Origin of the sequence: uncultured Oscillibacter sp. (genome assembly GCF_950073225.1) — a bacterium.
In the GTDB taxonomy this organism is placed as follows: domain Bacteria; phylum Bacillota; class Clostridia; order Oscillospirales; family Oscillospiraceae; genus Oscillibacter.
In genome coordinates this window covers 19,051-45,954 of record NZ_CATMPS010000022.1, presented here as the reverse complement: position 1 = coordinate 45,954, position 26,904 = coordinate 19,051, and the positions used below count along the sequence as shown (strand labels likewise).

The following is a 26,904-nucleotide window of genomic DNA, read 5'->3' as shown; positions in this document are numbered from 1 at the left end:
TGACGCGGGAGTGCTGCAACAACGTGGGCGGCAACTGCCTCCTGCTGGACGACGGGGAGGAATGTATCTGTGTGCAGAGCATTTCCTACTCCCTGCTGTGTCGCTGGTTCCGGGCGGCTGTCCTCCCACTGGACGCTGTTCTGTGCGCCGAGATCACAAAGGGCCACGACCATTTGAAACGGTGCTGTGAGTGCGGGGCCAGTTTCACGCCGAAGTCCAACCGGGCGAAATACTGCCCCGCCTGCGCCAAGAAAATGCGCCGCCGTAAGGAGGCCGAACGGCAGAGGAAAAGATATTGGGAAATTTCTTGCAACAGCAAGAAATTTGATATATGATTATTGTTGCAATATCACTTAACTGGAATACTGCCGCAAAAATAGCAAGCTGTAAATTAAACTTTGTAAGGAGTAAGGGAATATGCGATTTGAGCCAATATACAATTATAGCCTTTTGCAGGTTATATCAAATGCCAAAGAGATAACATACGAGGAATTGAGACACAAATATCTTCCACCACAGCAACCGAGAATAGTTCAAGGCGCTGAAGTGATGTTCGACAGTGATTTAGAAACATTGGTGTCCGCGGGGTATGTTTCACGAGATGGCGATATTATCCGCTTTATCGGGAGATAATCAGCCTACGCATTTAGAGGGATAAAAACCTGCTGTTTTCAGGGCTTCCAAGGGCCAGTGGTTGGGATGGCTGAATGATTTATCAAACATCCGTTGAAATGGTGTTCTAAACGCATAGAAAATGGACATAAAAAGCTGGGGCGCGGAGGCCAACATTTCAACTCTGCGTCCCAGTTTCTTAGTTAATGCAAACTTGATATTTGAGGTGATATGTGGTATAATTTAACAAATCGTAGTCAGGTAAGGAGGTCATTTCTATGGGAGTGCCAGTTTGTAAGCATGGAGAAGTAATTGAGAAAGAAGTCAGGTCTACTATTTCTACAAGGTATCGGTCTGTGACAAAAGCGATAAATCGTGAATTTTGGGATATTACAAGTGACACACAACACAGTTTTTATGTTGGTTCGTATGGCCGTGGAACAGCCATAGACACAAGTGATCTTGATATTTTGGTTGAATTGCCAGAACGGGAATATGGCCGATACGATGTTATAAAGGGTAATGGGCAGTCACGTTTATTACAAGCTGTTAGAAATGCTATATTGACCACCTATCCGCGTAGCGATATTCGTGCCGATGGTCAGGTCGTGAAGATAAATTTCAGCGATGGGATTCAATTTGAAATCCTTCCCGCATTTAGAAATTGGGATGAAACATATAAATACCCTGATACAAACATGGGTGGGAATTGGCGGTCTACAAACCCAAAGGCAGAGCAAGATGCTATGAAAAAGAAAAATAGTAGTAGCGATGGCCTTTTGTATGACACCTGCAAACATATTAGGCGCATCCGGGATGAACACTTCAAAAGTTACCATCTATCTGGGATAGTTATTGACAGTTTTGTCTATGCGGCGATGGGTAACTGGCGATGGCTTTCAGATGGAGAAAGTTCAACATCTGAATGGGGCGATTATGAAAGAACATTGCTTGATTACTTAAATCAACATTCCGGCCAATTTTTCCCGCTTTGCTTAACGGCTCCTGGAAGTGGACAGTCGATTGATACAAGCGATAGTATGATTTGTTTACGAAAAGTGTTGCAGTACATGGCGGAATAATTACTCAATGATGGGAGAGACAATTTGGTGGGTCAATCGCATAAAGAGGCGTTAGAAATTCAAATCCGTGAGGCATACGGGCGGCTTGTTTATACCTATACAACTCATCTAAAACAAGCAGAGCAGCTCACAAATAAAAATCAGGGTATTAAGCATTGGCAGATTATACTTTCTGCTGTCACTACTGGCGGAATTTTGACAGCAGTAATATCGGATCAAACAGTATTATCCTGGATTAGTGCCATTGTTTCAACTGCCTTGCTTGGCTTAAATTTATATATCAAAGATTTCAATTTGGCCGATGACATTAGGAGACATCGTTCGACGTCGGATGATTTATGGATAATACGAGAAAAGTATGTGTCTTTACTAACGGATTTTGACACATTGAGTGAACAGGAAATAGTCAGCATACGGGATAAATTGCAAGAGCAAACAGCAGAAATCTACAAATCTGCGCCAAAAACTAATGCAAAGAGTTACATGGCGGCACAAAAAGCTCTTAAAGAAAATGAAGAACAGTTCTTTAGATCATCGGAGATTGATCAGATGTTACCAGAGCATTTGCGAAAAGGTACGCCCGAAAATTAAAATAATAGTTCGCTATGGCCTACGCATTCAGAGGGATAAAAGCCCGCTGTTTTCAGAGCTTCCGGGGGCCGGTCGTTGGGGTGGCTGAATGATTTATCAAATACCCGCTGAAACGGCGTTCTAAATGCGTAGAAAACCGGCAAAAAATAAGGCAGGACGCGGGGCCATTCTACCGGCTCCACGTCCTGCTTTTCTGATACCCCCAGCGTCTACCGTTTACGCAAGCGCCCCGCCTCCGGCGGGCCGCTTGCGGCACCTGCGGAAAAGGTACACCCGCGCTGCGTCTGTACCTTTCCCGCAGGTCGTATTACCCATTCTGCTGCCTGTCAGCGCCTAACCTGCCGCGCCGGTTCCCTGTTACTCGTCCGTAAAGAGAAAGCGCATATCCTCAAAGTCGGCGTTCGTCATGGCCTCCAATTTCCTGATCGTCTGCCGGGCCAACGCCTGCATATCCCTGTCCATATCGGGGAGGGCGGCGGTCATGCGGCCCATCGTCCTGCGCCGGTCGGCCTTGTAGTAGACACAGACCAGGTTTTCTTCCTCAACCGTGAAATGTACCATTATCCTACCTCCAATTCGTGATTTTTCGTTTTGGCCGGGGCCTTTTTCGGGGCGGCGGCGCTCTTAGCCTCGGCAAGCTGTTTTCGGATAGAGGGCTTGCGGCCAATCTTGATCTTGAACGTGGCCGCACGGTTTTTCTGCCTGCCTTGGCGGGCGGCGGTCAGCAAACCCCGCAAGGCGTCCTCGCTCTCCGGCTCATAGTGTCTGCTTACCACCTTGCCATGCTCCGAAACCATCCCATAGATGCCGTGATTGTACTGCTCATAGGGATAACGGCCCTCGGTTCCGTCCTCAAATTTCAGACTGACTTCCTGAATGGGAAGCGCCTGTTGTCCCAGCTTGGCGGCGTGCTGACGGTAATCCAGCTCATAGAGATTGCCCATCACCTTGCCGTCCCGCAGGCCAGTGATCTCCACAGCGTAGGCCAAAATGCTGTCCCCCGTGGTGGCGTGGAACGCCCAGGTGTGGCTTGCCTGGCTCTCTTTCAGATAAACGTCACGCTCCCGGAAGCACTCGGTTCCACAGCGGCGGGACAGCCACAGCAAATGGGTGTTTTCCTCGGTGGGATGCCGCGCCGCCTCCATGAACATTTCCATGTCATAGCGGAAATCACTTTTGTAATGCTCGGTATTCAGCTCCATCACCGCCCCCAGGGAGGCGATGATGTCCACATCCTCATATTTTCGCAATCGTCACACCTCCAAATCCTGCGATTTATCCTTGGCAGGGGCTTTCGGCTGCTGGCCCTCCTTGGCCGCTTTCAACTGCGCCCGGATGGAGGGCTTTTCCTGCTGTGCTTGCCGGGCCTTGATCTGCAATTCGCTGGGCTTCTCGCCGGAGAGGGGCCGCAGGAACGAAATGCGGTCAACCACCCAAAAGGTGTTGTCGTTCAACTGCCGCTGCCACGCCCCGGCCTTGGGCGACCAACGGAAGCTGTTTTCTTTCAGGATGCTCCGGGTGGCCTCATCTGGCTTGCCCTCAAAGAAAACTTGCAGGCGGTTGGCCTCCCGGTTGATCTCCACCGTGCCGCCGTCGAACTCCCAGCCCACAAAGACATTTTCCCGCTGGCGGGTCAACTGCTCAATGCGGCTCCGCACCTGCCGGATAGTGGCGTTATTGTTGGACAACTGCCAGGGCAAAAAGGGGCTTCTCCCGCCGCCCCCGGCCATGCCGGACTGGAACGCCTCAATGCTCTTTTGGGAGAGGTGAGGACAGCCCTCCAGGGTCTTGTGCTTGCGGTAGTAGGCGTTCACCGCTTTCATCATTTCCTGCGTGGCTTCCAGTTTTTCCAGCTTGGCTTGCAGCTTTTCAATGGCGTTGGGGTCGTCGGCGCTGATGCCGCCCATGCCCGTACTGCGGATTTTGTCAAGCAAGCCCTGAATATCCTGCCATTCCTGCATATTCTTATCATCGGCGGCAAGCTGTTTCTGCTTTTTCTTCACGGGGAAATTGGCAGGCCCGGCGATCATCACGGAGGGGACGCGGGCGGCGATCTCATAGCCCTTATTCATGTTCTGCGCCAGCAGGCGGGCGTAGGTGTCAAGAAGTTGGTCTATCCTATCGTGAAAATCCGGGTCAACCCGTTTTTTCTGCCGCTGGGCAATCTCCACCGCCTTGTCCACCATACTGCGGTATTCTGCCGTGGCGCTTCCGGGCTTGTAGTCGTAAAAGCTGTTGGCTTCCTTGGCACGGCGGGCCGCTCCCTCGTTGATGGTGTAATAATGAACGGGGGCCTGCTCCGGGGCTTCCGTCTGCTCCGGGGTATCGGCCTGCGGCGGCTGTTCAGCAACCGGCTCCCCAGCTTCCTCCTTGGCCGCAATCTCGCCGGGGGACGGGGCATTGTTCAAAACGCCGTCGATCATGTTCTCGTTCTGCTCGGTGGACAGCTCGGCGGTACGCAGGGGATTTTCTCTTAAAAACTCCGGCACTTCCCGAAAACCCACATCATCGCAAAAATGGGCCTCCTGCCGGTCGCCGTGACGAAGCACCACCACGTCGGAAACGGAAAGGCTGTGTCCCGTGAAGTCGGCGGGGTGGTCGATGTTGAATTGGCGGTAAATGCTTTCCAGCGTGTCAATGTCCCGAAGCGGGGCGGTATATACCAAGTCATAATTCGCCGGGTCAACCGTCCGCCCGGTCGCCAGCAGGCGGTAGTACGGCTCAAAGCGGAAATCCCGTGTTTCCGGCCCGCCCCGTATCTGATAGATGGAAAAGGTGTTGTTCAGCTCCTTGTAGCGGTCGATGGTGTCCATCAGGGCGGCGGCGCGTTCCCGGAGGGCGGCGGGGGCCTGTTCGTCGTCCCGGATGCCCACGATCACCAGCTCAAAGGACGTGGGGCCAACCGCCTGCATTTCCCGGATAGTCCCGTTGATTTGATCGTCCCGGTTTTCATAGTTTTTCATAAATTCCGGGTCATAGGCGCACATCAGGTCGTACAGCTCGGCGGAAATGCCCTCCGGCGTCGGCTCCACGGCGGGCGGGACAGCTTGGGCCTCCCGTTCCACCAGCGTCCGTTCCGCCCGCTCCCTCACATCGTCATGGAGGGGCAGAGAATACAGATCCGTAACCTCGGATAACGCTGCTGTTCAGGGGATAGCTCTTGATCTTGCAGGCGTTTCCGCTGTTGCCCTCCACGGTGTAGACATTCGTACCGTCCGTGCCGATCACGATGCCCACATGGTCGGCGTTGCCACTGTTGTCCCAATCGAAGAAAATCGCGTCGCCGGGGGCAATGTCGCTGTACCCCCGGTTGGCCCACTGGCCCCGTGACTGGAACCATGCCATGCCCCCGGACGTGCAGCCAGCAAATTTTGGCTCGGTCAAGCCCATTTGGTTATAGCACCAGGACACGAAGCAGGCGCACCACTCCACACGGCTGTCAAAGCCGTACCAGCTCCAATAGGGCTGGCCGTTCACATTCCCCACCTGTGATTTCGCGATGTCCACCACGGCGGTATTGCCCGGCCTCGTCCCGTTGACAAAATGAACGCCGCTGATGTCCTCGGACGCGCTGATGTCGTAGGAACCGCCGCCAAACACAAGGGGATTGTTGCCGCTTGTTTCCAGATAGATATTGAACATCTCCAACTGCTCCGGGGTCAGCAGCTCCGGGGCGATGGACGCGATAGAGCGGGCGGTCAGCTTCACATTGAGGATGTAATAGTTATAGGGGACTTGGACGGTGTAGCTGTTGCCCTCGCTATCCGTTCGGGTTTCCGTGCGGTAGCGGACTTCAACCGTCGTGGTGGTGGTAAGGGTGTACTGCTTGTTGAATACCCGCTGTAACTCCGCCTGAACCTCGGCCAGCGTGTAACGCGGGAGGATGGAAGTCAGGAAAGCAGCCAATTCATGGGGGTTGTGGATGATCTCGTCCAGATCGTAGCGGTATTCGTCATAGCCGGGGTAGGCGCTGGGGATGTTGTCGATCTGCCGCTGTAAGTCGTTTTCCATTCCTCTGCGGTAACAATGGCCTCATGCAGCGCCTCATGACGAATCCACTCGGTTTCCGGCTTGCCGATCTGCGTGTGGTCCTTATAGGAACGGGTGCCGGTGTGATTCATTACCAGCGTTCCTTTATAGACCTCATTGTGGAGAATTGTTTTTACCGTTGCATAGGTCCAGAGCTGGGCGGCTTTGCAGCTGTCCTTGCCGTTGATCTGGCTCCAGTAGACACGCGGCGAGGTAATGCCCTCCCGGTTGAGGGCGGCGGCGATCTGGCCGTAGGCCGTACCCGCCAGCCGCATATCATATATCCGGCGCACGATACCGGCAGCGTACTCATCAATGACCAGCTTGTGCTTGTCCCCGGCGCTCTTGCGGTAGCCGTAGGGGGCGTATGCGGAAATGAACTGACCGCTGGCCTTTTTGCTGTGCAGCACCGATTTGATTTTACTGCTCAGGTCCCGCAAATGGTAATCGTTCATCAGACTGCGGAAGTGGAGCATATCCGTGTTATCGCCCTCGCTGTCCAAACAGTCCAGAACAGAAACAAACCGACACCCCAGGCTGGGAAACACAACGTCCGTGTAGTTCTGTTAAGGATACAAATTCCAGTGTTCAATCAATCTTGCCGATGAAGCGGTAGAAAATCTCAATCTCCTGCTCCTGCTCGCCGTCCTCGCCCTTAACGCTCTGATGGATAACAATTTTCTCAATCAGGGCATTCAGCAGAGGAGCGGTCAGTTCCGTAGGGTCGGCATACTGCCGGATGAGGTCAATCCAGTTCCGGGCATCGCTTTCCGTCTGCTTTACCGTATCAAGTTCCGCAGTCAGAGTGTCGATTTTCTCCTCCAGTTCGCCCTGCTCGGCTTGGTATTTGGCGGTGAGCATATTGAAGTTGTACTCCGTAATGCGTCCAGCCGCCCAGTCCTCATAGAGCTTTGCAAACAGCCCGTCAACCTCGGCTTTGCGCTTCGTGGCCTTTTTCAGTTCCGCAGTCTGCTTCTTTTTAGCGGCATTTCGCTCCCGGTCTCCGGCACTCAGAAGCTGGTTCAGAAGGGCATCCTCGTTTTGGATGGCCCGCGCCGACCAATGCTGTATTCTCGCCAGCACATAGGCGTAGAGCGCATCGTAGCGGATATAGTGCGAGGTGCAGCCCCTGGTCTGAAAGTCGCTGTATTTGCCGCACTTGTAGTAGGCATACGGATTTCTGGCGCTGCTTTGGATACCATAGCGCATCGACCACCCACAATCAGCACACTTCAAAAGGCCGGCGAAAATCTGTGAGCTGTGATCTTTGCATTCCCGGCGGCGGCTGGCGATCTGTTTCTGCACCGCTTCAAAAACGTCTGCTTCGATGATCGCCTCGTGGGTTCCTTCAATGCGAAGCCATTTTTCCTGCGGATTGCGGACCACCCTTTTGTTTTTGTAGGAAACCGTTCCCTGACGGTGGTGAATTGTGTTGCCGATATAGGTTTCATCCTTCAGAATGTTTGTAACATGTGTTTTGGACCAGACATACCGCTTCTCCTCCGGCTGGCCTTCAAAGAAATGAGCGCAGCCTCCGTTGCGGGTATACTGGAACCATCCGGGACACGGGATTTTTTCATCCATCAGGAGTTTGGAAATTCGATTGACCCCCATACCGTGGAAAGAAAGGTCGAAAATTTTGCGGACAATCCAGGCGGTTTCCTCATCGATCATCAGCTTGTTCTTGATGTCAGGGTGTTTCCGGTAGCCAAAAGGAGCCAGGTAATTGACCCTCTCACCGTTGAGAAATTTTGCCCGAAACGCGCCCTTAATCTTGCGGCTGGTATCTTTTGCCATGAACTCATTTATGAGATTTTTGAACGGAACAAAGTCTGACAAGCCCTTGTCGGTATCTTCGTTGTCGTTGACGGCGATATAGCGGACTTTCAGCTTCGGAAACACGAACTCCAGGTAGTAGCCCATCATGATGTGTTCGCGGCCAAATCTGGATAAATCTTTCGTAATGACGCAGTTGATGTTCCCTGCCTCGATTTCCTCCATCATCCGCTTGAACTGGGGCCGGTCGAAATTCGTTCCGCTCCATCCGTCGTCCACAAATTCGGACACCACATGGAACTCCGGGTGTTCTCTGACATACTGGGTGAGGACGGTGCGCTGGGTTTCAATGGAAACGCTGTCGCCAAAGGACTCATCGTCTCGACTGAGACGCATATAAAGCGCGGTGTTATATTGCGGTTGTTTCAAAATGTTACCTCCTTCAATCATGAAACAACCCGCGCTTACAATACTCATGCTGGTGCAATCATACCATAAGCGCAGGCTGATTTCAATTCTTATCTATCAGTTTTTCTCCGTCTGATGGGCAGCGGAATAGCGGATTACATCCTCGATCAGTGTCCCAATGGGCTTTCCCTTGTCATTGAAATGCTCAGCGACCCGGATACGGGTATTGCCGTAGTAAAAGTACAGCGTTCCGTACTCGTCCTCCACATAAAAGGTGGGAACTCCATCCGGTTCTTCAAACTCGCGGGCCGCTGCCCACTCGTCAATTAGCTCCTGCGGTGCTTCAAACATCGGCTCATAGCAGGCGCACAGGTCAATGGGGTCGTATTCATAGTTTTCAAAATCGTTCAATCAAGTACCTCCATAATTCGTAGTCTGTTGGGTCAGTCAACCTTGCGCCTGACCCACTGAATGTCATAGCCCAGCGCATCGGCAAGCTGGACAACCTCTTTGTAGCGGAGGGACTCCCGCTGGAGCTTGTTGGACAGATTGGACACGCTGTCCGACCAGCCGTACACATCAGCGAGAATGTCCACCACCTCCTGCATGGTCATCCCCTGGCGCATAATGTACGCCTTGATTTCGTTCCTCATATCGGATTTCATTCTTTTCCCTCACTTTCTGATGAATTTGATTTTGTATTCCGTAAAGCGTTTTTACGGAATGATAAAGACTTTTACAGTTGTAATTTCCGCTCAGATTTGCTATCATGAAGCCCAGGTCATAAAGGCCACCTATCCACTTCACAGTTTCGTGGGATACCCGCCGGAACCGTGGGAAAGACCGCTTGTCCGTAAAACGGATACACGGTTTCGTAAATCACTCATGAGCGTAACCTGTTCACCTCTGAATGACATTTTTCACGAAAATCACAAGGCTTGAATTTTGACCCGGCTTTTTGAGGCCAGGTCAGCTTGACCGCCTATAAGGAATAAGAGCGAACTCAAAACTATCCGTACATGCGTACATCGGTACAAGGGGGTGTGTACTTGTGTACGCATGTACGGATGATTTCATTTCTCTGTTCATAATGCAGTCGGCCTTATCAGGACCTCGATGCCCACATAGCCCCGGCACCGCTTGCCGCTGCCAATATACACATTGTTGGTGGCCTCCAGCTGGTAGACATCGGCGTTCTGGGCCATGAAGCCGGAAAAGCTCTTGGGGGAAAGCGAATTTTCTGCGTTATCCTCGCACCAGACCTTATAGGCGGCGTAGAGGTCACGGGTAGCGGCTTCGCTGTCCGCTTTGAACTGGACATAGCCAGTTGAGGTCAGAAAGTCCACAATGTTGTTGGCCTCCCGGACCACAACAGAGATGTTCTCCTTAGCTCGGTCGCTGATGGTGAAGCGGTAATTGTTTACCAGCAGGCGGTGAAGCCCGTCCAGGCACCAGAGGAAAATACCCTCACGCTCCGCAATCAGCTTGTCCGAGAGAAACGGATCGTCTGCTCTTCCTGCCGGTTTATCCTTTGTGGTCAGCACGATCTGGCGGCGAAAGAAGCCGTCAGACCTGTCATGGAGGGCAGTCAAGGCTCCGTTGCCGAAGCAGAGGAACCGCACATAAAGCTGGCTCTGGTAGCTCTGAACGCCCTTGCGCTCCATATCCATCTTACACTCGGATGTGACAATGGACTTGATATAGTTGGTCTTGGGCAGGGCGCTCATGTCCATATCATCGTCCACCATCAGCAGCTTACTCTCCAGGTCGGCGCGGCTGAACCGATTGTTCTCCACCTTCTGGATGCTGGTGGTGTTCATGCTGTCCCCAAAGATGGAGTGCATCACCAGTCCTATCCGGCTCTTGCCCTCGCCGCCCTTGCCAATGAGCATCAGCATCTTCTGGCCTCTGGTGGTGGGGAGCAGACAGTAGCCCAGATATTCCTGCAAGGTGGGGATGTCCTCCGGGTACAGCAGCTCCGTCAGAAAGCGCAGCCACTTCTCCGGCGGCGGCGCGTCGGGCCGATAGCTGACGGTCAGGCGGTTGTTGCAGTAGGCTTTCTCCAGCGTAAAGCGGCCATCTACAAACAATGTGCCGTTGGCAACATGGATACGGTCGCACTCCAACTCTATCGGCTCGGAGTACGCCGCCATCCGCAGGGCGTTCAGAAGCTCGTCCACCTTTCGGGCGATTTTGGTTTCCAGCCACGGGCTGATCTGGTCGTAGATTTCCTTTTTTAAGACGCTCTCGTCCGCCACCAGCCCGTCCACCGTGTAGAACCGCCCCCGGATGCAGCGCATGGGATGTTCCTGAAGGAACGTCCGGCAGAACTCCGGCTCTATGAGTTTGTAGTCCTCTGTCAGCCAGTCGGGAAACCCGGACTGCAATTCTTCATTTTCATTCATTCTCGCATACCTCCAATCTGTAAAAATCGGGCGTCCATCGCGCCCTCCTGCTATGGTTATGAGCAAATCTGAAAAAACCGGGCTAATGGCATGACAGTCCCGTTTCAAAAAACATGACAGAGGGAATTTCGGCAGCGGCTACCAAAATTCCCTCTGCCAGTGTAATAGCAATCACCGCTCCATGCTGTGCCTTGCTGTGGACTGCGCCGCTCTGCGCTCAGCGTCCCGTCTGGCAATCTCGGCCCTGCCCTGTTCCAGCTTGGCAAAGACGGATTCTCTGGCCTTCTCTTTGATCTGTCTGGTGGCAGCGGCTCTGACCTCCGGCTTTCGCAAAACCGCCTGCACTCTGGCAAGCACCTTTTGAGCGGCTTTGTGGATCAGCTCCTGCGCCTTTCCCAGCACCTTGCCGATCAGCCCTTTCTCCGCTGTGGAAAAGCGCCGCTCCGGGGCCAGACACCAGTCCTTGTAATCGGAAACGATCTTCTCATCCTGCATCTGCGTTTCGGCGCGGACGGCATCGGTCACAAACTCCACAGCCTTGTCGTAAGCAATTTCCGTGACCTTATCAATCAGGGCCTCGGCATCCTCCAGCCGAAGCGACACGGCCTCTAACGCCTGTGCCTTTTCTTCAATCGCCGTCTCCTGCTCCGCAATCACTTTCTTCTGTTTCTGAATGATATAGTCGTTCTTCTCCAGATAGCTGCGCCCACGGTTGCCGGGGTCAGGTTCTTCCTCGACCGCCAGACCGTGTTTTCTGCAAATATCAAAAAGAATGACGCGGCAGACCGCATCAAAGACCATCTTTCGGTTGTTGGTGCGCCCCTGTTTTTTCTCAGGGTCGGGCAATTCAAAGCCAAGTGCTTCCAGTGCCTTTTCCTGCTTTGGCTCCACCTCACCATACCGGTTCACATAGTCGAAAACGTGCCGCTCATGGATATGGGGCGTGGCCTCATCCAGATGGAGCGCCCAGTCAATGACATGGATGTGTTCACCGAAGCGCCGCTCCAGCTCCATCATAAATTCCCCGACAATTTCCAGAAGCACCTCCGGGGAAACGGAATCCTCCATTGTGCCGATCTGGTAAATTGTTTCCTCCGGGCAGAAGCGTTTGTCTGCCAGCAGATCATCCACGCTTCGGTCACGCTCGGAGTGGCGGCGTTTGGCGTTCCGCTCATGCTGGCCGTCAAGATAATCTGAGTAGCGGTTCAGATAAAAGGCCCGTTCCACATCCGCAAAGGACACCTCGCCGTCCTGCTGGGCCGGATAGGTCGCGCCCCGGAAGCAATCCCAATAGATGTTCTGCTGAATCCGCTCACTGTCAATGTGGCCGGCGTGTTCGGTATCAAAGGTTCGGTCGTTGTGCGTTGATTTGTAGACGCCGCTTTTTCCGGCTCTCCCGTTGTGCCGGGTTAATCTTTTTGCCATTTTGCTCTCCTTCCTGTTTTTCATTTTTTGCTGTTCCGGGAGTAGCCAGGGGGCGGCGAAGCCGCCGAATCTGAGTGCTTTGCGCCAGATAATAACCCAGTATGGATTGACGCAAGCATCAATCCTACTGGACCAAGGGTTTCACCCTCTGGACACCTGAGCAGGCGCTGCCGCCCTGCACCCGCCCCAAAGGTTTCACCTCTGGACACTGACCAGACGCTCGCCGCTCTGGACTCGGCGCAAAGGGCCTGCGGCCCTCTGCACTCCCGCATTTTTCGGAAGTCCTCTGACTTCCGAAAAAAGAGCCGCTGACTGATACGCTCCCGGCGCGTCCAGTCAACGGCTCTCTACTATGGTTATGAGCAAAATCGAGAAAAACAGGCTAACAGCATGACAGCTCCGTTTCAAAAAACATGACAAGCTGTCTTTCCAATCACTGGAACCTGTGGTATAATGAAAAACAAAAAACATGACAGGGGGAGAGACGCTTGAATCTGATTGAACACACGCTCTTGACGCTGGATTTCTGGCAGGACAATGTGACCTATGAGGGAAAGTCTATGCCGACCGGGACACTGGCCTGCGCCGCGCTCAATCTCTTTGATGAAGTCATAGCGAAGCTGTCCCAACTCTGTATTCCGCTCAACCTGTATATGGGGTCACTCCAACTTGGACAGGCAGACACGGCGCAGATGGAAATGGCGAGGGTGAGCGCCTTACAGATTGTAGAGCTTTTGCGGAATGTGCCGCCGTTCTCCTGCCTGGAGTATGAAACTGTCCGTAGCTATGTCAATGCCGTTTTTACGGAGGACTATCTGCAAAATACAACGGACTTTGCGAAATCTGGAAACCTTGCCGGGGTGGTTTCGCCGGAATACCAAAAGGCGTTCACTTTGCTGCGGGTATTGCCTGTCATGGCGCACCTGGGGTTCTCCCTGGCAGAGTTCAAGCGGGAGCTTCTGCCATTTGCGGAGAAGCTGCATGAGAGCGACAGAACACCGGACGGTTACGCTGCCAGCTTTGGGCAATACTTTTCTGCTGCCCCTGATTTATCAGCAGAAAACCCCGGCTGGATGTCTCTTGCAAACGCCTCCGTCCAGTACGCCGCCGCGACCATTCCCGGCAAAGAGAAATCCCAGCTTGTGAAGCGGATGCACTATGTCTCTTTTGTGGGAATGTTTCGCTCCGACTTGTTTGAGGGGCTGTGCGTAGGTCATGCGCCCCGCAAATGCCCCATCTGCGGAACGTGGTTCCTGACCACAGACGCAAGGCCCACAAAATACTGCGGCGGTCTGGCTCCGGGGGACAAGCGCGGACGCACTTGCCGTCAGATTGGCAATCTCCGGGGACGAGAGCAGCGGGAACGGGCTGACGATCACCCACTGAAGAAAATTTATGAGCGCCGCACCAACACGATTATTCAAAAACTGCATCGGGGGACGATAGACGAAAAGACCGCCGCTGTGATGAAGCGGCTGGCGAAGAATAAACTGGAACACGCCATCGCTGATCGGGAGTATGCCGCCGGTTCGTATGAAGCGGAAATGGCGCAGGAGGCACTGCTGGCGGAGGCGCAGAACTATTTGAAATGATGGAGGTGGTGAGGCTGTGAAAGAGCGATTTGTAAAATATCCGTTTCAAGGAAACACCCACGGTCTCACTATGTTTGAAGTCACCCATGTGTACCAGCTTACGCCTCCGCCTCCAGAGCTTTATCCGGTCAACGAGTATATCGTTGCCGCGCAAACGTGGCATGATCTCCGTTTCTTCGCATACTTCCTGCACCACATAGAGCCGCGCCTGAATAGCCGGGTCAGAAACTTTCTTTTGCGGGAGGGGCTGGACAAATATGACCCGGAACGGTTTCTGGACTACAAACAAAGCTGCGTTCTTGCCATGCTGGAGTGTCTGGAAAGCTACGCCCCATATAAGGGCGCGGAGTTTCTTACATACGCCCATCACGCGATTGGAAACGCACTGATCCAATGCCGGATGATGGAGGAAAGCGGTTCTTTTTCCTCTCTGGACGAGTACAAGCGGGTGCGCGGCATTGCGTGGCTCTACAACGAAACGGGCAAGTCCAAGGGTGAGGTTGTCAGCGAGTATGCCGCAAGAGAGGGCTGTTCTGAGGAAACAGCAGAGCAGTATTTGACCGTGGCCCGGTTCAACCGCAGCCAGGTTTCACTCTATGTTACGGCCCAGGACGAGGACGGAGAGGAAACCGGCGAGGATGTAACACGGGACGATTCCTGGGACTATACGGCGATCCTCTGGAACGGCTCTCAGGCAGCAACGGTTCGTGCCGCTTTTGAGAAGCTGTCTTATCGGGAGCAGCGGCTTTTGGAGGAACGCAACGCCATCTGCATGACCTGTGGCCGGGTCAGTCCAATATCTGAGCGCACATCTTTTGTGGAATTGGCGGTGATGTTTGAGGGCAGTACCGCCAGCGGTGCGGAGAGGGCATACCAGCGGGCCGTGGAAAAACTGACCGTCCTGCTGGTGGAGGCTGGTGCGCTCCACGCCGTCCGGCTCCGGCGGAAGTCAGTGAAGCGGATAAAAAAGAAAATCGCCGCCGCAGTCTACGAGTATCAGGCAGACTGCGACGGCGAGTGGGGCGAAATCCAGGTTGACTTTGTGAGCGGCACTGCGGAGATCGTCCGGTTGGCTGAGTGGGATACGATGGTGAGCAAAGTGTTTGCAAAGCGGGTGATTCGTTACCTTATACAGACTCCCCAAGAGAAAATAGTCAAGACAGAATTGATTCCCTTCAAGGAAATCTGACCCAGAGAGTATTGCGGCTTACACAATACTGTGCTAAAATTAAAGAGAAAATTGACGAACGGGAGACTAAAATATATGGCCGAGGCAATCAATATCAGAAAACTGGAGGCGGACCTTTGGGAGTCCGCTGATCTGCTTCGTGCTGGCTCCAAGCTTACCTCAAACGAATATTGTATGCCAGTCCTCGGATTGATCTTCCTCCGCTATGCGTATAGCCGCTTCAAGTTGGTGGAGTCTGAGATTCTAAAGAATCGGCCATCTCGTGGCGGACGTGTCCTGCCGGTAGAGGCAAGCGATTTTGCAGAGAAAAGCGCATTGTTCCTTCCCCAAATGGCACAGTATGCTTGGCTTGTTGATTTGCCGGAGGACGTTTCCTCGCAAAATCTGACAGACATACAAGGCCACGCCATGACCAGTCTCGGCGAAGTGGTCAACAACGCTATGACACTGGTGGAAACCCAGAGTGAACAGCTCGTCGGGGTTCTTCCCAAAGAGTACACCATGTTCTCAGACGAACTGCTTTCCGAGTTGTTGCGCATTTTCAACAACAAATCACTGGACGATGTGGACGGCGATGTGATTGGACGCATCTATGAATACTTCCTCAACAAATTCGCCAAGAACATTGCGCAGGATGACGGGGTGTTCTTTACGCCGAAATCGCTTGTCAAAATGATCGTAAATATTCTGGAACCCCGAGAGGGTATCCTGCTGGACCCGACATGTGGCAGTGGCGGGATGTTCGTCCAGACTGGCGATTTCGTAGAGCGGGCCGGGATGCGCGCCAATCACACCATGACCTTCTACGGGCAGGAAAAGGTGGAGTATAACGCTCGTCTGTGCCTCATGAATATGGCTGTTCATGGGTTAACAGGTGTCATTCAGTCCGGCGACGAGGCCAATACCTTTTACCACGACGCTCACAACCTCGCCGGGTGCTGCGATTATGTGATGGCAAATCCGCCTTTCAACGTGGACAAGGTAAAGTCGGAATCCGCCTCCAGCGCTGGGCGGCTGCCCTTCGGCCTGCCCTCAGTCAACAAGGATAAAGAACTCGGAAACGCCAACTACCTGTGGATCTCCTACTTCTACGCTTATCTGAATGAAGTAGGCCGGGCCGGGTTTGTCATGGCCTCCTCCGCCACGGACAGTCAGGGCAAGGACAAAGACATCCGCCGCCAGCTCATTGAAACTGGTCATGTGGACGTGATGATTTCCGTAGGAAACAACTTCTTCTATACCAAAAGCCTCCCCTGCTCCCTCTGGTTCTTTGACCGGGGAAAGAACCAGGAACTATTGGACAAGGTGCTGTTCATCGATGCACGAAACTATTATACAGTAGTAGACCGGACGCTGAATGAGTGGAGTGAATGGCAGTTGAAAAATCTGACTGCTATTGTGTGGCTCTACCGGGGTGAGGCGGAGAAGTACCAGGCTTTGATGGAGGAATACCAAGCGGCGCTGGGCAGCCCCCCCTTTGCTGAAACGCTGACCCGGCTCCAAGGCGAGCTGAAGGAGCTGCAAAAGCAGGCGAAGGCGACCGTGGAGAGTGCCGACCGCCGGGAAAAGAAGCGCATCCAGGCACAGTTTGATGAGGAGATTGCCACTAAAAACGCTCAAATTGTTGTGGCAAAAGAGGCAGTATGGCTTTATGAGAAATTCGGCGAGGGAGAATACCAGGATATCCCCGGCCTTTGTAAAATCGCAGACAAAGAGACGATCTTGGAGGAAAAGGGCTGCTCCCTGACCCCCGGCGCTTATGTAGGTGTGGCCCCAGTGGAGGATGACGGTGTGGACTTTGCCCAGCGGATGGAAGAAATTCACCGGGAGCTGGCGGAATTGCAAAAGGAGTCCAACGAGCTGATGGAGACCATCTCACGGAATTGGGAGGAGATGGGGCTGTGAAGTGGGAATATGTTCGAGCCGATGAATTCTGTATATCTGTAAGAGATGGCACACATGATACACCTAAGCAAACAGAATCAGGGTATAAACTTGTCACCGGAAAACACATAAAAGATGGTCAAATAGATCCAACAGATGCTTACTACATTTCAGAACAAGATTACATAGCCATAAATGAGAGAAGCCTTGTAGAACAGTGGGATGTTCTTATGTCAATGATTGGAACCGTTGGAGAAGCCGCAGTTGTCAAGAACATTCCCAACTATGCAATTAAAAATGTAGCGTTATTTAAATGTGGTGGTTCTGAGTTAAAAGGAAGATGGATTAACTATTATTTACATTCTCCTAACGCACAAGGGCATATGTCGGGGAATCAAAAAGGTTCGAGTCAGCAATTTTTATCATTAAAACAATTAAGGGGAATGCTGGTTCCGATTACTGACGAGTTATATATGCAAAGAGTGATTGATGTACTCTCTACCTACGACAATCTCATCGAAAACAACCAAAAGCAAATCAAGCTATTGGAAGAAGCAGCCCAGCGGCTGTATAAGGAATGGTTCGTTGATTTGCGGTTTCCGGGGCACGAAACCACGCCGGTTGTGGACGGAGTGCCGGAGGGGTGGGAGCAACAAAGCCTTGGCAGAATAGCCTCCGTTTTAAGACGTGGGATTTCCCCAAAATATGATGATAATGGGAAATATTTTGTAATTAGCCAGAAGTGCATACGTCGATCCATTATGGATATTAGTGAGGTGCGGAGAGAATCAAGAGACTATTCGCTAGAGTTAAATTTACAAGACAAAGACACTGTTATCTGTTCCACTGGGACTGGCACACTTGGGCGAGTGGGACAAGTATTTGGAGTATACCAAAATACAACTTTTGATTCTCATGTTACTCTTGTAAGAACTAAAGAATATCAAAATTTTATTTATCAATCAATAAAGTACCAACAGGAATTTTTAATGGGAATGGGGCGCGGCTCTACCAACCAACAAGAACTTTATCGTGGAGTAATTGAAGGTTTACTGATATTGGTTCCCACACAGGAAATTCTAAACAAAGCAGATAATATACTCTCTGCAATACATGATAAAATAACTGCTTTGAACTCTCAAATAGGGTTGCTTGTTGAAGCCCGCGACCGTCTGCTGCCGAAGCTGATGAGCGGAGAAATTGAGGTGTAAATATGGTAACCATAAAAAGAGTTCATATAAAAAATTTTCGCTCCATTGTCGATGAAACAATTGAACTTAAAGATTTCAATTGCTTTGTTGGAAAGAATGATTCAGGCAAATCAAATGTCTTGAAAGCATTAAATCTGTTTTTTAATGAAAAAACAGATTTCGATACGCCTTTTGACTTTGAAAGCGACTATTCCAAGTTTGCAAAACGCGGGCAAAAACAAGCAAGGGAGATTTCTATTGCATTGGAAATTGTAGTTCCTGAAACATTTATTGAACATGGCGTGAAAACTTGGAAAAAAACGTGGCGCATCAATGGCTTGCATTCCGATAATATGGACACTCTTTTCAAGCCAGCATCTCGTGGAATTACTTGGTTGCAAAGAATACAATACCAATATATCCCTGCTGTAAAAAGCGACGATTATTTTAAGAATTTGCTTGCCAAATTGTATGAGTCCATGACAGATACGGCAAACAGCGCACTTAAGGACTTAAATGATGAGTACTCAGAACGGTTGGAAGACCTAACATCTGGCTTGACTAATCAGTTAAGGCAGGTACTGGGGATAAGGTCCGCCATTCAAATGCCATCGAATTTAAGTACACTTTTTAGAGATATGTCTTTTTCTACAAGTGATAAATATGTGCAAGGAATCGATTTGAGCCACCGTGGTGATGGAATAAAGGCAAGACACATTCCTTCAATTTTAAGATATTTGCAAGATAATATTGAGAAAGGTAGACCGAAACGCTCCGTAGGTGGTGCGTACATTTGGGGATTTGAGGAACCAGAAAATGGAGTAGAATACCTTGCTTGCTTTGAAATGGCAAAAGAGTTTCTGTTATATACCGGCGAACGTCAAATCTTTATTACAACACATTCACCGGCTTTTTACAGTCAAACTAAAAGTGAAAATACTGCTTGCTTTTTAGTAGATAGAGTGGATGGCACATCTAAATATTTGCTCGATAGTAGACAAGTAGCAGAAACTATGGGACTTATGCAACTTGTTGCACCATTTATACAGGTAGCCAAGGATGAATACATAGCGAATACCGAGAAAGCATATCATAGCCTTATAGATCAAATCCGAAAGGCTGTGAATATTATGAGAAGATCAGACAATAAACTGGATGTCGCACAGGTTTTAAGTGTAATCGAGCAATACTCGTTGGCGCTGGATATGCTTGACGATTATGATCACGATCGTTTAGAGAAGCCCAAAGGCGATGGTGCCGTTTACTCTTTGAAATACGACGAGTGTATGGAATTGATTTCCAAAATGAGGTTTTCTGCCGAAAGTACTCTCTTTGGAAATGAGAAAGATGATTCGTTTAAGGGCAGTATCGGAAATATATACCAATCATTTGGCGGGGTTGATGTTTATCCTTCAGTACAAGAAAAAGCGGCAAATCTCTTGTATTTTATTACAAAAAATCATTCATTCGCCGATGGAAACAAGCGCATTGCAGCCGCAATATTCTTGTATTTCCTCGAAAGAAATAATCTTTTGTTCAATGAGAATGGCGATAAAGTTATTGCAGATCATACATTAGTGGCAGTTATAGTGATGATTGCTGAATCGCGTCCCGATGAAAAAGAAACAATGATTAAACTGATAATGAACTTCCTAAAATAAGGATGTGGTGTGATGAGCTATGATTACTCCGAAAATATCCTCATTCAAGAAAGCACCGGCCATCTGCTGGAGGATGAGCTTGGCTGGGAGGTTGCCTTTGCCTACAACACCGAACAGTTTGGTGAAAACGGCACCTTTGGGAGAACATCGTACAAGGAAATCCTTCTGACTCGTTATTTCCGTGCCGCTTTGCAGACCCTCAATCCGTGGATTACCCCCGCACAGATGGACGAGGCCCAGCGGAAGATGAAAAGCACCCTCTCTACCGCATCCCTTATGCAAATCAACGAGGAGAAATACGCGCTAATTCGCGACGGCATCCCGGTCACGGTGCGGAAACCGGGTGGCAGGACAGAGGTTAAATACGCTCAAGTCATTGACTTTCAGCATCCCACCGACCAGAGCAGGAACCTTTTTCTCGCTGTTAAGGAGATGAAAATCCACGGGGACTATTACCGCCGCCGGACAGACATCGTGGGCTTTGTCAATGGCATCCCACTGCTTTTCGTGGAATTGAAGAAGAACACAGTAGATGTGGAGAATGCCTACACGGATAACTACACCGATTATCTGGATTCGATTCCCCATCTTTTTTATTACAACGCCTTTCTCATTCTCTCCAACGGTGTGGAGGCCAAGGTAGGAACGCTGGGAAGTAAGTTTGAGTTTTTCCATGAATGGAAACGGCTTTCTGAAGATGATGAAGGTAATGTAGCGCTGGAAACCATGCTTCGGGGTATCTGCAAGAAAGAGACCTTCCTTGATTTGCTGGAAAACTTTATCCTTTATGACCACTCCGATGGTCGGACGGTCAAAATTCTTGCTCGGAATCACCAGTACCTGGGTGTCAACGAGGCTGTCAAAGCTTACGAGACGCGAAAGCTGCGGGACGGTAAGCTGGGCGTTTTCTGGCACACCCAAGGGAGCGGCAAAAGCTATTCTATGGTATTTTTGTCGGCAAAAATCCGCAGAAAGTTTGCTGGCGCCCCTACCATTGTGATTCTGACGGATCGGCATGAACTGAACAAGCAGATCAGTGACACTTTTGAGAACTGCGGACTACTCGGTATGGCGAAAGCGTCTCAATTCATTGCCTCCAATGGTTCTGACTTGGTGGATAAACTCAGAGGCAACCCCAGTTTTATTTTTACATTGATACAGAAATTTAACTGCCAGATGGAAACCCCGATTTTACCCGACCACGATATTATTATCATGTCCGACGAAGCTCACCGTAGCCAGTATGGTGTTTTTGCGGAGAATATGTGTGCATTGTTACCAACGGCGGCAAGGATAGGTTTTACCGGTACACCCTTGCTGTCCAGCGACAACATCACTGAGCGAACCTTTGGCGGATACATATCCATCTATGACTTCAAACGGGCTGTGGAGGACGGGGCCACCGTGCCGCTTTATTATGAAAACAGGGGCGAGAAAATCCTGAATATCGACAATCCCGAAATCAATGATCGGATTTTGGAGGCCATTGAGAGGGCTGATCTGGACCCTACTCAGCAGGAAAAGCTGGAACGGGAGTTTGCCAAGGAGATACACTTGCTCACAGCGGAACCACGCCTGGATTCCATAGCCAAGGATTTTGTGGGGCATTACTCCGATCTTTGGACCAGCGGAAAAGCGATGTTTGTCTGTCTCAACAAGGTCACCTGTGTGCGGATGTATAACCTTGTCCAGAAATACTGGGCCTTGGAGATAGAAGCATTACGGGAGAAACTCAAACATATCTCTCAGCAAGAAGCGCAGGAGTTGCAGCGTAAGATTCAGTGGATGCAAGAGACAGAGATGTGTGTGGTTATCAGCCAGGAACAGAACGAGGTTCAAACTTTCCGAAAATGGGGACTGGATATTTTGCCTCACCGTAAAAAGATGGAGAAACGAGAGCTGGATAAAGATTTTAAGGACCCTGAAAGCACGTTCCGAGTTGTATTTGTATGCGCTATGTGGCTTACAGGCTTTGATGTGAAGTCCTTGTCGTGCCTATATCTGGATAAGCCCCTCAAGGCTCACACGCTGATGCAAACCATTGCTCGGGCCAACCGTGTGGCAGAGGGAAAAAGTAATGGCCTTATCATAGACTATGTTGGTATTGTAAAGGCGCTGCGGCAGGCACTAGCGGATTATACTGGGAATAGAGGCGCAGGCGGTAGCGATCCCACAGTAGACAAGGACAAGCTCATTGGACGGATTCATGAGGTAATCACATCGGCTGATGCGTTTCTAGCGGAGCATAATTTCTCGTTGAAAGTCTTGGTAAATGCGGCGAAAGGTACATTTGAGAAGCTTTCGTTGATACAAGACGCGGTTAATGCCATGTGTGAGTCTTTGGAGGTCAGAAAAACCTATTTGACCTATGCAGGCGAATTGAGTCGTTTGATGAAATATGTGGACAGGGATGATATAGATTCAACAACGAAGGCTTATAAAGACGCGATAATTGCGATTTACGATGCTCTTCAGAAAAAACGCAAACATGCAGATAACACTGATCTTATGGTGGAGATCAACAAAATCGTGAATGAGTATGTTTCCATCGAACCACATCAAAAAGGTATTATACAATCCAAGCAATTTGATATCAGCAAAATCGACTTTGAACTCCTGATGCGTGAATTTTCCAGAAAGAAAACGCAAAATTTAGTGTTGAAAGACCTTCAGGAGTTGATACAGATTCGGCTCAGTGGAATGTTGTCAGCAAATCCAAATCGCATAGATTATATGCAGCGCTATCAGGAAATCATCGCAGCCTACAACAGTGAACAGGACAGGGCAACCATCGAAAAGACATTTATGGATCTTATGGATTTGGCAAATAGCATGAGCGAGGAACAGCAACGTTACATTCGGGAGGGCTTTTCCAGCGACGAAGAACTGTCACTTTATGATATGCTGTTTAAGGATAACTTGTCCAAATCGGATATAAAGGCTATTAAAATGGTTGCGGTAGAGTTGCTCTCCAAGATTAAAGCCAAGATTGCGGAGTTTGACCACTGGACAGATAAGCAGGAGACCAAAGCCGCCGTTGATAATTTGATCCGCGATACACTGTGGCAAGGGTTGCCTGAGAGCTTTGATGAGATCAGCATTTCCGAATATCGCCAACGTATCTATGAGTATTTCTACACAAGATACAGAAATGTGGCATAAATCAAGATAACCGGGACTGCAACAACCAGCAGTAGAGAGCAACTACCGATGTAGCTGCTCCCTACTGCTGGTTCAGGTTATATGCTGGCTTGGCATGAGTATCTGTAAGTGCAAGTTGTCAGCGTGTATCCTTAAATAAATTACACATCTGTGTACCGGCCTACCTCCACGAAGTCCCGCCCCAGGCGGGAGAGGTCTTTGACGAGAATAAGGTTGATAATGCCGTTCCGGGCGTCCTCCAGCATTTCCAGAAATCCGGGCCGCTGAAAGTTGCCCCCGCTGTACCCATCGTCGCAATAGGTCTTGGTCTCCACCCAGCCGTTGAGCATGGCGAACTTGGACAGAAGCTCCCGCTGATTTTCGATGCTGACGGATTCATCAGCGGGGATATAGTTTCTGGCCTTGGCGGAGTTGGAGGCATCGTCCACGCTCAACCGGCAGTAGATACCCACCTTATACAGCTTGTTCATACCGCCGCCCGCCTTTCCTGGGACAACGCATTATCCACACAGCCAACGTAACGATAAAACACCTTTACGTCCTGGATGCGGGTATTGCCGCACTTTTGGGCCTCGCCAACCTCGATACGGTCCACCAGCTCAAACAACAGTGAATTGACTAAAGGTGTAGAATGTTATCAGAAGGTGATAAGTACCAGTACCGTGTATCGTTTGAGCGGACAAAAGAAGAAAACCGGCAGTGTAGAACGTCAAACCAGTCAGCGAGGAAGGAAACCGGCCCTGACGGAAGAAGATTTGCAGGGCATAGACCAACTGATCGCAGCCCAGCCGGATATTACAATCGGGGAGCGGTCAGCAGACAAGACTCCCTTGAATACGCCTGCCAATACCACGATTCTTTCCTCCATAAGACGCAATGGTGAGACGGCCTATACGATTTACAGCGGTGGAACGACCCGCGCAAAATTTCTGGACTATCTTAAGGAAACGCTCATTCCCACACTGCACGAAGGGGATATTGTTGTCATGGATAATATGCGTACGCATCACGGCAAAGAGGTCCGGACGCTTTTGGAGGGGGCTGGCATGAAATTACGGTACTTGCCACAGCTTCCGCATGGTATTGCTGAGGCTTTCTCGCTGATCTGCCCATCCGACTGCATTGGTTGGTTTTCTGCCGCTGGTATTCCTTGCTAATTTCTTGGATTGCTATAGACACGATTTACCTACAGTCCAGCGGCATGGCGGTCAATTTTTCCGACGTCATCCTCTCCGATCAGAACGAGAGCCGAAAGCTGATCGTCAGCGTGCAAAAGGCCACGGTCGCCACCAAGCTGACCGACCGCCTCATCAAACAGCTTGACATTCTGAAGAAGACGCAGAATGTATCCTATACCGGAACGGGCTGCTTCGTTGTCGTTTTAGACAATCTGACAGCCGCCAACGTAATCGAGGACCCGACCAAGGAAACGGTCACAATTCGAATCGGCCACCCTTATTTGCAGGCAGTTGAAATCGATCCGAACGACGTTATCATAGACGCCGTTGAGGAAAGCCTGCTGGCGCGGGGAGACATTGAACTGACCCTGGCGGATTACAGGGCCATTGAACGGGATCTGCGCTCCCGTTTGGGAGAGAAGTTTGATACTGCGGCAAACGTGCAGGCCGCGGATGAGCTTGCCCCCAAGATGGTCCAGGCGGTCTATGAGCCGGTTGTGAAGGCGGTTGACCGCCGCTATCAAGTGATTATGCGGTTCCAATAGCGGCCGGTAAAACGCCGGCGCTGCATCCCGCTCCATGTTCTCCCCCAGGCGGTGGCCCAGCGCTCGCAGTAAAGCGCGTCGTGCGGAACGCGGCGTTTTCGCCTGCACCCCGCGAAGCAGTGGTATTATTTCCGAGCTTAAAGCTCGGAAATAATATATTCGCTTGTTCCAAAGAGTGCAAGCCCTTTCTGAACCGGCCCCTCCATCCAAAACAATTCCATAAAAATTTTTCAGCATGGGATACTTTTCCCTTCCCCGCCGTTTACCTAACAAGCACCGCAAAACCAAGACAAAGGATGTGACCGCTTATGCTTGCTATGTTCCTCGCCATGCTGGAGAGCGAGGAGGACCAGAGGAGGTTCACCAAACTCTATGAGGCCTATGAAAAGAAGGTCTACGCCGTCGCCCTGCGCATTCTGGGAGACCCTGTCCGGGCGGAGGACGCCGCCCAGCAGACCTGGTTTCAGCTTTTGAAACGCTGGGATCGAGTCTCCGCCCTCCCCTGGGAGGAGACGGAGGGCTACGCCGTCACCACGTCCAAAAACTGCGCCCTGGACATGCTCCGGGCGGAGCGGAGGACCGTGGCCTTCCCCGAGGACTGGGACCCCCCGGCCCCGGAGGACCGCCAGGACGAGTACGACTACCTGGTGTCCCTCATCCGCGCCCTGCCGGAGGGCTACCGCCGGATTCTGGAGCTCAAGTGCGTGGAGGAGCAGACAAACAAGGAGATTGCACGGCGCTTGAACATCAACGAGTCCACCGTGGCCAGCCGGGTGATGCGGGGCCGGGCCATGCTGCGCTCGCAGCTGAAAAAGGAGGGATATGCTTATGACGCGGTTTGAGTCTTCCCTGCGCCGGGGGCTGATGGACGCCAACCTGGCCCAGTATGAGCGGGTGCTCCAAGACGCGGACGCGGCCCAGCCGGATTTCTCCCCCTCTTACCTCCGGGAGCGGATGCGGCTCCTGGCGGACCCCTGGGGCTGGATGCGGCGGCGGGAGACCGTGAGCCCCCGCCGGAGGCGGCGGCTGGACTGGCGGGTAATCGCCATCGCGGCGGCGCTGCTGCTCCTCTCCGCCTGCGCCGTAGCCGTGGTGACCGGGCAGTTCTCCCAGTGGTTCCCCAGGATGGGGGCGGACCCCAGGGACCCGGAGATTTCAGAGGAGGTCCTGAGCCGCACGGGCACGGCCATCGAACAGACCCAGACCGTGGACGGCGTGACGGCCGCGTTGAACGCCGCCGTGTGGGACGGAAGCTATCTGCACATGTCCCTGACGGTGACGGCCCCGGACATTCCCCAGGAGGTGGCTGCGGAAACCAGTCTCTACACAGAGGAATGCAGCTTTTCTCTGTCGGAGGAGAATTGGAAGGAGTACGTGCGGAAAGATGAGGAGCGCGGTTTTGCCGAGATGGGCGGCGGCTCTCAGGAGCTGATAGAGCGGACGATTCAGAACATGCTGGACATGGGCCAGGCCGGATACTGGAACCACGTCGGCCTGCTGAACTTCCCCCTGATCAGCCGGGAGGGGGACACCCTCACCTTCGAGGCCTGGATTGCTTTCGACGCCTATCTGGAACAGCCGGAAATCACCCTGCGGCTGAAAAATATCGCCACCTATGTGGACGGAAAGGGTGAGATTAGATGGATCGGAAACGAGCGCACCGGTCCCGGACCGGACGTCCCCATTTTGAGAGGCCCCATCGACTTCACCTTTACCCTGGGGGAACCCATCCGGCCCATTCACTACCAGGGGGCCGTGGAGGTCACGGCGGAGGACGTTCCCTTCCGGTTCACCAGGTTTGAGATATCCGTCTTTGACATGGACCTTGACTTTGAGGTCCCGGCCCCGGTGGAGTACACCCGCCCCGAAGAGTACGACGAGCTGAAACAGCAGAACCCGGACAAACTGTACGACCGGGACGTGAGCAAGGCGGTCTTTGGGGTTATCCAGGGCCTGTGGACTGAGGACGGCGGCTATGTGGACCTCTCCCAGCGGGGCGGCGGCTTGGGCTCAACCACTGCACCGGAGGGAGTCTTCGGCGGCAGCGTGGGCGTCAGCTATCCCCACCCCATCGACCCCGCCACGGTGACGGCGGTCAATCTGAACGGCGCCCGTGTGGAGCTGGACGAATTGGAGCGGCTGGCCGAGTAAAAAATTTTTCAGAATTTTTCAAAA

The 26,904-nt window shown here is 51.6% G+C and carries 22 protein-coding genes and 3 pseudogenes; 13 read left to right on the top strand and 12 right to left on the bottom strand.

Features of this window, described 5'->3' with window-relative positions; genetic code table 11:
* The 3 genes from Q1M04_RS11045 to Q1M04_RS11035 all read left to right on the top strand — a co-directional run.
* On the top strand, positions 1-335 hold a 335-nt coding region (locus Q1M04_RS11045), incomplete at its 5' end, for a cysteine-rich VLP protein (protein WP_300447766.1).
* A gap of 555 nt (positions 336-890) precedes the next feature.
* Positions 891-1,694, top strand: coding sequence for an SMODS domain-containing nucleotidyltransferase (locus Q1M04_RS11040; protein WP_300346605.1), 804 nt, complete (start codon positions 891-893; stop codon positions 1,692-1,694).
* 27 nt (positions 1,695-1,721) lie between these two features.
* Complete coding sequence (locus Q1M04_RS11035; RefSeq protein WP_300346607.1) at positions 1,722-2,285, top strand: SLATT domain-containing protein; 564 nt, start codon at positions 1,722-1,724, stop codon at positions 2,283-2,285.
* 357 nt (positions 2,286-2,642) lie between these two features.
* On the opposite strand, the gene Q1M04_RS11030 is transcribed toward Q1M04_RS11035, so the two are convergent.
* The 10 genes and pseudogenes from Q1M04_RS11030 to Q1M04_RS10985 form a co-directional block, all read right to left on the bottom strand.
* On the bottom strand, positions 2,643-2,846 hold the full coding sequence (locus Q1M04_RS11030; RefSeq protein ID WP_300346609.1) for a transposon-transfer assisting family protein: 204 nt from the start codon (positions 2,844-2,846) through the stop codon (positions 2,643-2,645).
* Positions 2,846-3,535, bottom strand: coding sequence for a hypothetical protein (locus Q1M04_RS11025; protein ID WP_300346611.1), 690 nt, complete (start codon positions 3,533-3,535; stop codon positions 2,846-2,848). The genes Q1M04_RS11030 and Q1M04_RS11025 overlap by 1 nt, the downstream gene beginning before the upstream one ends.
* A 3-nt stretch (positions 3,536-3,538) precedes the next feature.
* Positions 3,539-5,065: pseudogene (locus Q1M04_RS11020) on the bottom strand (YodL domain-containing protein); the annotation flags it as partial.
* 316 nt (positions 5,066-5,381) lie between these two features.
* Positions 5,382-6,293, bottom strand: a pseudogene (locus tag Q1M04_RS11015) (CD1108 family mobile element protein); the annotation flags it as partial.
* Positions 6,176-6,589 (bottom strand): recombinase family protein, encoded by a 414-nt coding sequence (locus Q1M04_RS11010; protein ID WP_300447775.1) that lies wholly within the window; start codon positions 6,587-6,589, stop codon positions 6,176-6,178. The gene Q1M04_RS11010 and the pseudogene Q1M04_RS11015, both read right to left, overlap by 118 nt.
* A gap of 313 nt (positions 6,590-6,902) precedes the next feature.
* The gene (locus Q1M04_RS11005) at positions 6,903-8,519 is read right to left on the bottom strand and encodes a recombinase family protein (protein WP_366140824.1); all 1,617 of its coding nucleotides are present in this window, start codon (positions 8,517-8,519) and stop codon (positions 6,903-6,905) included.
* A 96-nt stretch (positions 8,520-8,615) separates the two neighbouring features.
* Positions 8,616-8,909 carry a hypothetical protein gene (locus Q1M04_RS11000; RefSeq protein ID WP_300447762.1) on the bottom strand — a complete coding sequence of 98 codons (294 nt, stop codon included), beginning with the start codon at positions 8,907-8,909 and terminating at the stop codon, positions 8,616-8,618.
* Positions 8,910-8,941: 32 nt separating this feature from the next.
* The gene (locus tag Q1M04_RS10995; protein WP_300447759.1) at positions 8,942-9,163 is read right to left on the bottom strand and encodes a DUF6471 domain-containing protein; all 222 of its coding nucleotides are present in this window, start codon (positions 9,161-9,163) and stop codon (positions 8,942-8,944) included.
* A gap of 420 nt (positions 9,164-9,583) precedes the next feature.
* The gene (locus tag Q1M04_RS10990) at positions 9,584-10,903 is read right to left on the bottom strand and encodes a phage/plasmid primase, P4 family (protein ID WP_300447757.1); all 1,320 of its coding nucleotides are present in this window, start codon (positions 10,901-10,903) and stop codon (positions 9,584-9,586) included.
* Positions 10,904-11,074: 171 nt separating this feature from the next.
* Positions 11,075-12,328 (bottom strand): hypothetical protein, encoded by a 1,254-nt coding sequence (locus tag Q1M04_RS10985; RefSeq protein ID WP_300447754.1) that lies wholly within the window; start codon positions 12,326-12,328, stop codon positions 11,075-11,077.
* 488 nt (positions 12,329-12,816) lie between these two features.
* Here Q1M04_RS10985 and Q1M04_RS10980 point away from each other — a divergent pair, with 488 nt between their 5' ends.
* The 6 genes from Q1M04_RS10980 (at position 12,817) to Q1M04_RS10955 (ending at position 23,006) form a co-directional block, all read left to right on the top strand.
* On the top strand, positions 12,817-13,920 hold the full coding sequence (locus Q1M04_RS10980; RefSeq protein WP_366140823.1) for a DUF6076 domain-containing protein: 1,104 nt from the start codon (positions 12,817-12,819) through the stop codon (positions 13,918-13,920).
* A 16-nt stretch (positions 13,921-13,936) separates the two neighbouring features.
* On the top strand, positions 13,937-15,109 hold the full coding sequence (locus Q1M04_RS10975; protein WP_300447752.1) for a hypothetical protein: 1,173 nt from the start codon (positions 13,937-13,939) through the stop codon (positions 15,107-15,109).
* A gap of 75 nt (positions 15,110-15,184) precedes the next feature.
* On the top strand, positions 15,185-17,014 hold the full coding sequence (locus Q1M04_RS10970) for a class I SAM-dependent DNA methyltransferase (protein WP_300447749.1): 1,830 nt from the start codon (positions 15,185-15,187) through the stop codon (positions 17,012-17,014).
* Positions 17,011-18,204: a restriction endonuclease subunit S gene (locus Q1M04_RS10965; protein WP_300447746.1), complete on the top strand. Its 1,194-nt coding sequence runs from the start codon at positions 17,011-17,013 to the stop codon at positions 18,202-18,204. Before Q1M04_RS10970 ends, Q1M04_RS10965 begins: the two co-directional genes overlap by 4 nt.
* Positions 18,205-18,206: 2 nt before the next feature.
* Positions 18,207-19,844 carry an AAA family ATPase gene (locus tag Q1M04_RS10960; RefSeq protein ID WP_300447742.1) on the top strand — a complete coding sequence of 546 codons (1,638 nt, stop codon included), beginning with the start codon at positions 18,207-18,209 and terminating at the stop codon, positions 19,842-19,844.
* Positions 19,845-19,856: 12 nt separating this feature from the next.
* Positions 19,857-23,006 (top strand): type I restriction endonuclease subunit R, encoded by a 3,150-nt coding sequence (locus Q1M04_RS10955; protein WP_300447739.1) that lies wholly within the window; start codon positions 19,857-19,859, stop codon positions 23,004-23,006.
* 143 nt (positions 23,007-23,149) lie between these two features.
* On the opposite strand, the pseudogene Q1M04_RS10950 reads toward Q1M04_RS10955, so the two are convergent.
* Both Q1M04_RS10950 and Q1M04_RS10945 read right to left on the bottom strand, forming a co-directional pair.
* Positions 23,150-23,476, bottom strand: a pseudogene (locus Q1M04_RS10950) (recombinase family protein); the annotation flags it as partial.
* Positions 23,473-23,616 carry a DUF4368 domain-containing protein gene (locus Q1M04_RS10945; RefSeq protein ID WP_366140825.1) on the bottom strand — a complete coding sequence of 48 codons (144 nt, stop codon included), beginning with the start codon at positions 23,614-23,616 and terminating at the stop codon, positions 23,473-23,475. The pseudogene Q1M04_RS10950 and the gene Q1M04_RS10945, both read right to left, overlap by 4 nt.
* A 52-nt stretch (positions 23,617-23,668) precedes the next feature.
* On the opposite strand from Q1M04_RS10945, the gene Q1M04_RS10940 reads away from it, so the two are divergent.
* The 4 genes from Q1M04_RS10940 (at position 23,669) to Q1M04_RS10925 (ending at position 26,880) form a co-directional block, all read left to right on the top strand.
* Complete coding sequence (locus Q1M04_RS10940) at positions 23,669-24,163, top strand: transposase (protein WP_300346615.1); 495 nt, start codon at positions 23,669-23,671, stop codon at positions 24,161-24,163.
* 44 nt (positions 24,164-24,207) lie between these two features.
* On the top strand, positions 24,208-24,729 hold the full coding sequence (locus Q1M04_RS10935) for a hypothetical protein (protein ID WP_300346617.1): 522 nt from the start codon (positions 24,208-24,210) through the stop codon (positions 24,727-24,729).
* A gap of 308 nt (positions 24,730-25,037) precedes the next feature.
* On the top strand, positions 25,038-25,571 hold the full coding sequence (locus tag Q1M04_RS10930; RefSeq protein ID WP_295757823.1) for an RNA polymerase sigma factor: 534 nt from the start codon (positions 25,038-25,040) through the stop codon (positions 25,569-25,571).
* Positions 25,558-26,880, top strand: a complete 1,323-nt coding sequence (locus tag Q1M04_RS10925) for a hypothetical protein (RefSeq protein ID WP_300346619.1) — start codon at positions 25,558-25,560, stop codon at positions 26,878-26,880. The genes Q1M04_RS10930 and Q1M04_RS10925 overlap by 14 nt, the downstream gene beginning before the upstream one ends.
* The last annotated feature ends 24 nt before the right edge of the window (positions 26,881-26,904 follow it).

Excerpts from the sequence above, each read along its gene's own strand:
- Q1M04_RS11010 (WP_300447775.1), bottom strand. The coding sequence starts at position 6,589 with ATGCGGCTGGCGGGTACGGCCTACGGCCAGATCGCCGCCGCCCTCAAC.
- Q1M04_RS11030 (WP_300346609.1), bottom strand. The coding sequence starts at position 2,846 with ATGGTACATTTCACGGTTGAGGAAGAAAACCTGGTCTGTGTCTACTAC.
- Q1M04_RS10955 (WP_300447739.1), top strand. The coding sequence starts at position 19,857 with ATGAGCTATGATTACTCCGAAAATATCCTCATTCAAGAAAGCACCGGC.
- Q1M04_RS11040 (WP_300346605.1), top strand. The coding sequence starts at position 891 with ATGGGAGTGCCAGTTTGTAAGCATGGAGAAGTAATTGAGAAAGAAGTC.
- Q1M04_RS10990 (WP_300447757.1), bottom strand. The coding sequence starts at position 10,903 with ATGAATGAAAATGAAGAATTGCAGTCCGGGTTTCCCGACTGGCTGACA.
- Q1M04_RS10970 (WP_300447749.1), top strand. The coding sequence starts at position 15,185 with ATGGCCGAGGCAATCAATATCAGAAAACTGGAGGCGGACCTTTGGGAG.
- Q1M04_RS10930 (WP_295757823.1), top strand. The coding sequence starts at position 25,038 with ATGCTTGCTATGTTCCTCGCCATGCTGGAGAGCGAGGAGGACCAGAGG.
- Q1M04_RS10960 (WP_300447742.1), top strand. The coding sequence starts at position 18,207 with ATGGTAACCATAAAAAGAGTTCATATAAAAAATTTTCGCTCCATTGTC.
- Q1M04_RS10935 (WP_300346617.1), top strand. The coding sequence starts at position 24,208 with ATGGCGGTCAATTTTTCCGACGTCATCCTCTCCGATCAGAACGAGAGC.
- Q1M04_RS10995 (WP_300447759.1), bottom strand. The coding sequence starts at position 9,163 with ATGAAATCCGATATGAGGAACGAAATCAAGGCGTACATTATGCGCCAG.
- Q1M04_RS10925 (WP_300346619.1), top strand. The coding sequence starts at position 25,558 with ATGACGCGGTTTGAGTCTTCCCTGCGCCGGGGGCTGATGGACGCCAAC.
- Q1M04_RS10985 (WP_300447754.1), bottom strand. The coding sequence starts at position 12,328 with ATGGCAAAAAGATTAACCCGGCACAACGGGAGAGCCGGAAAAAGCGGC.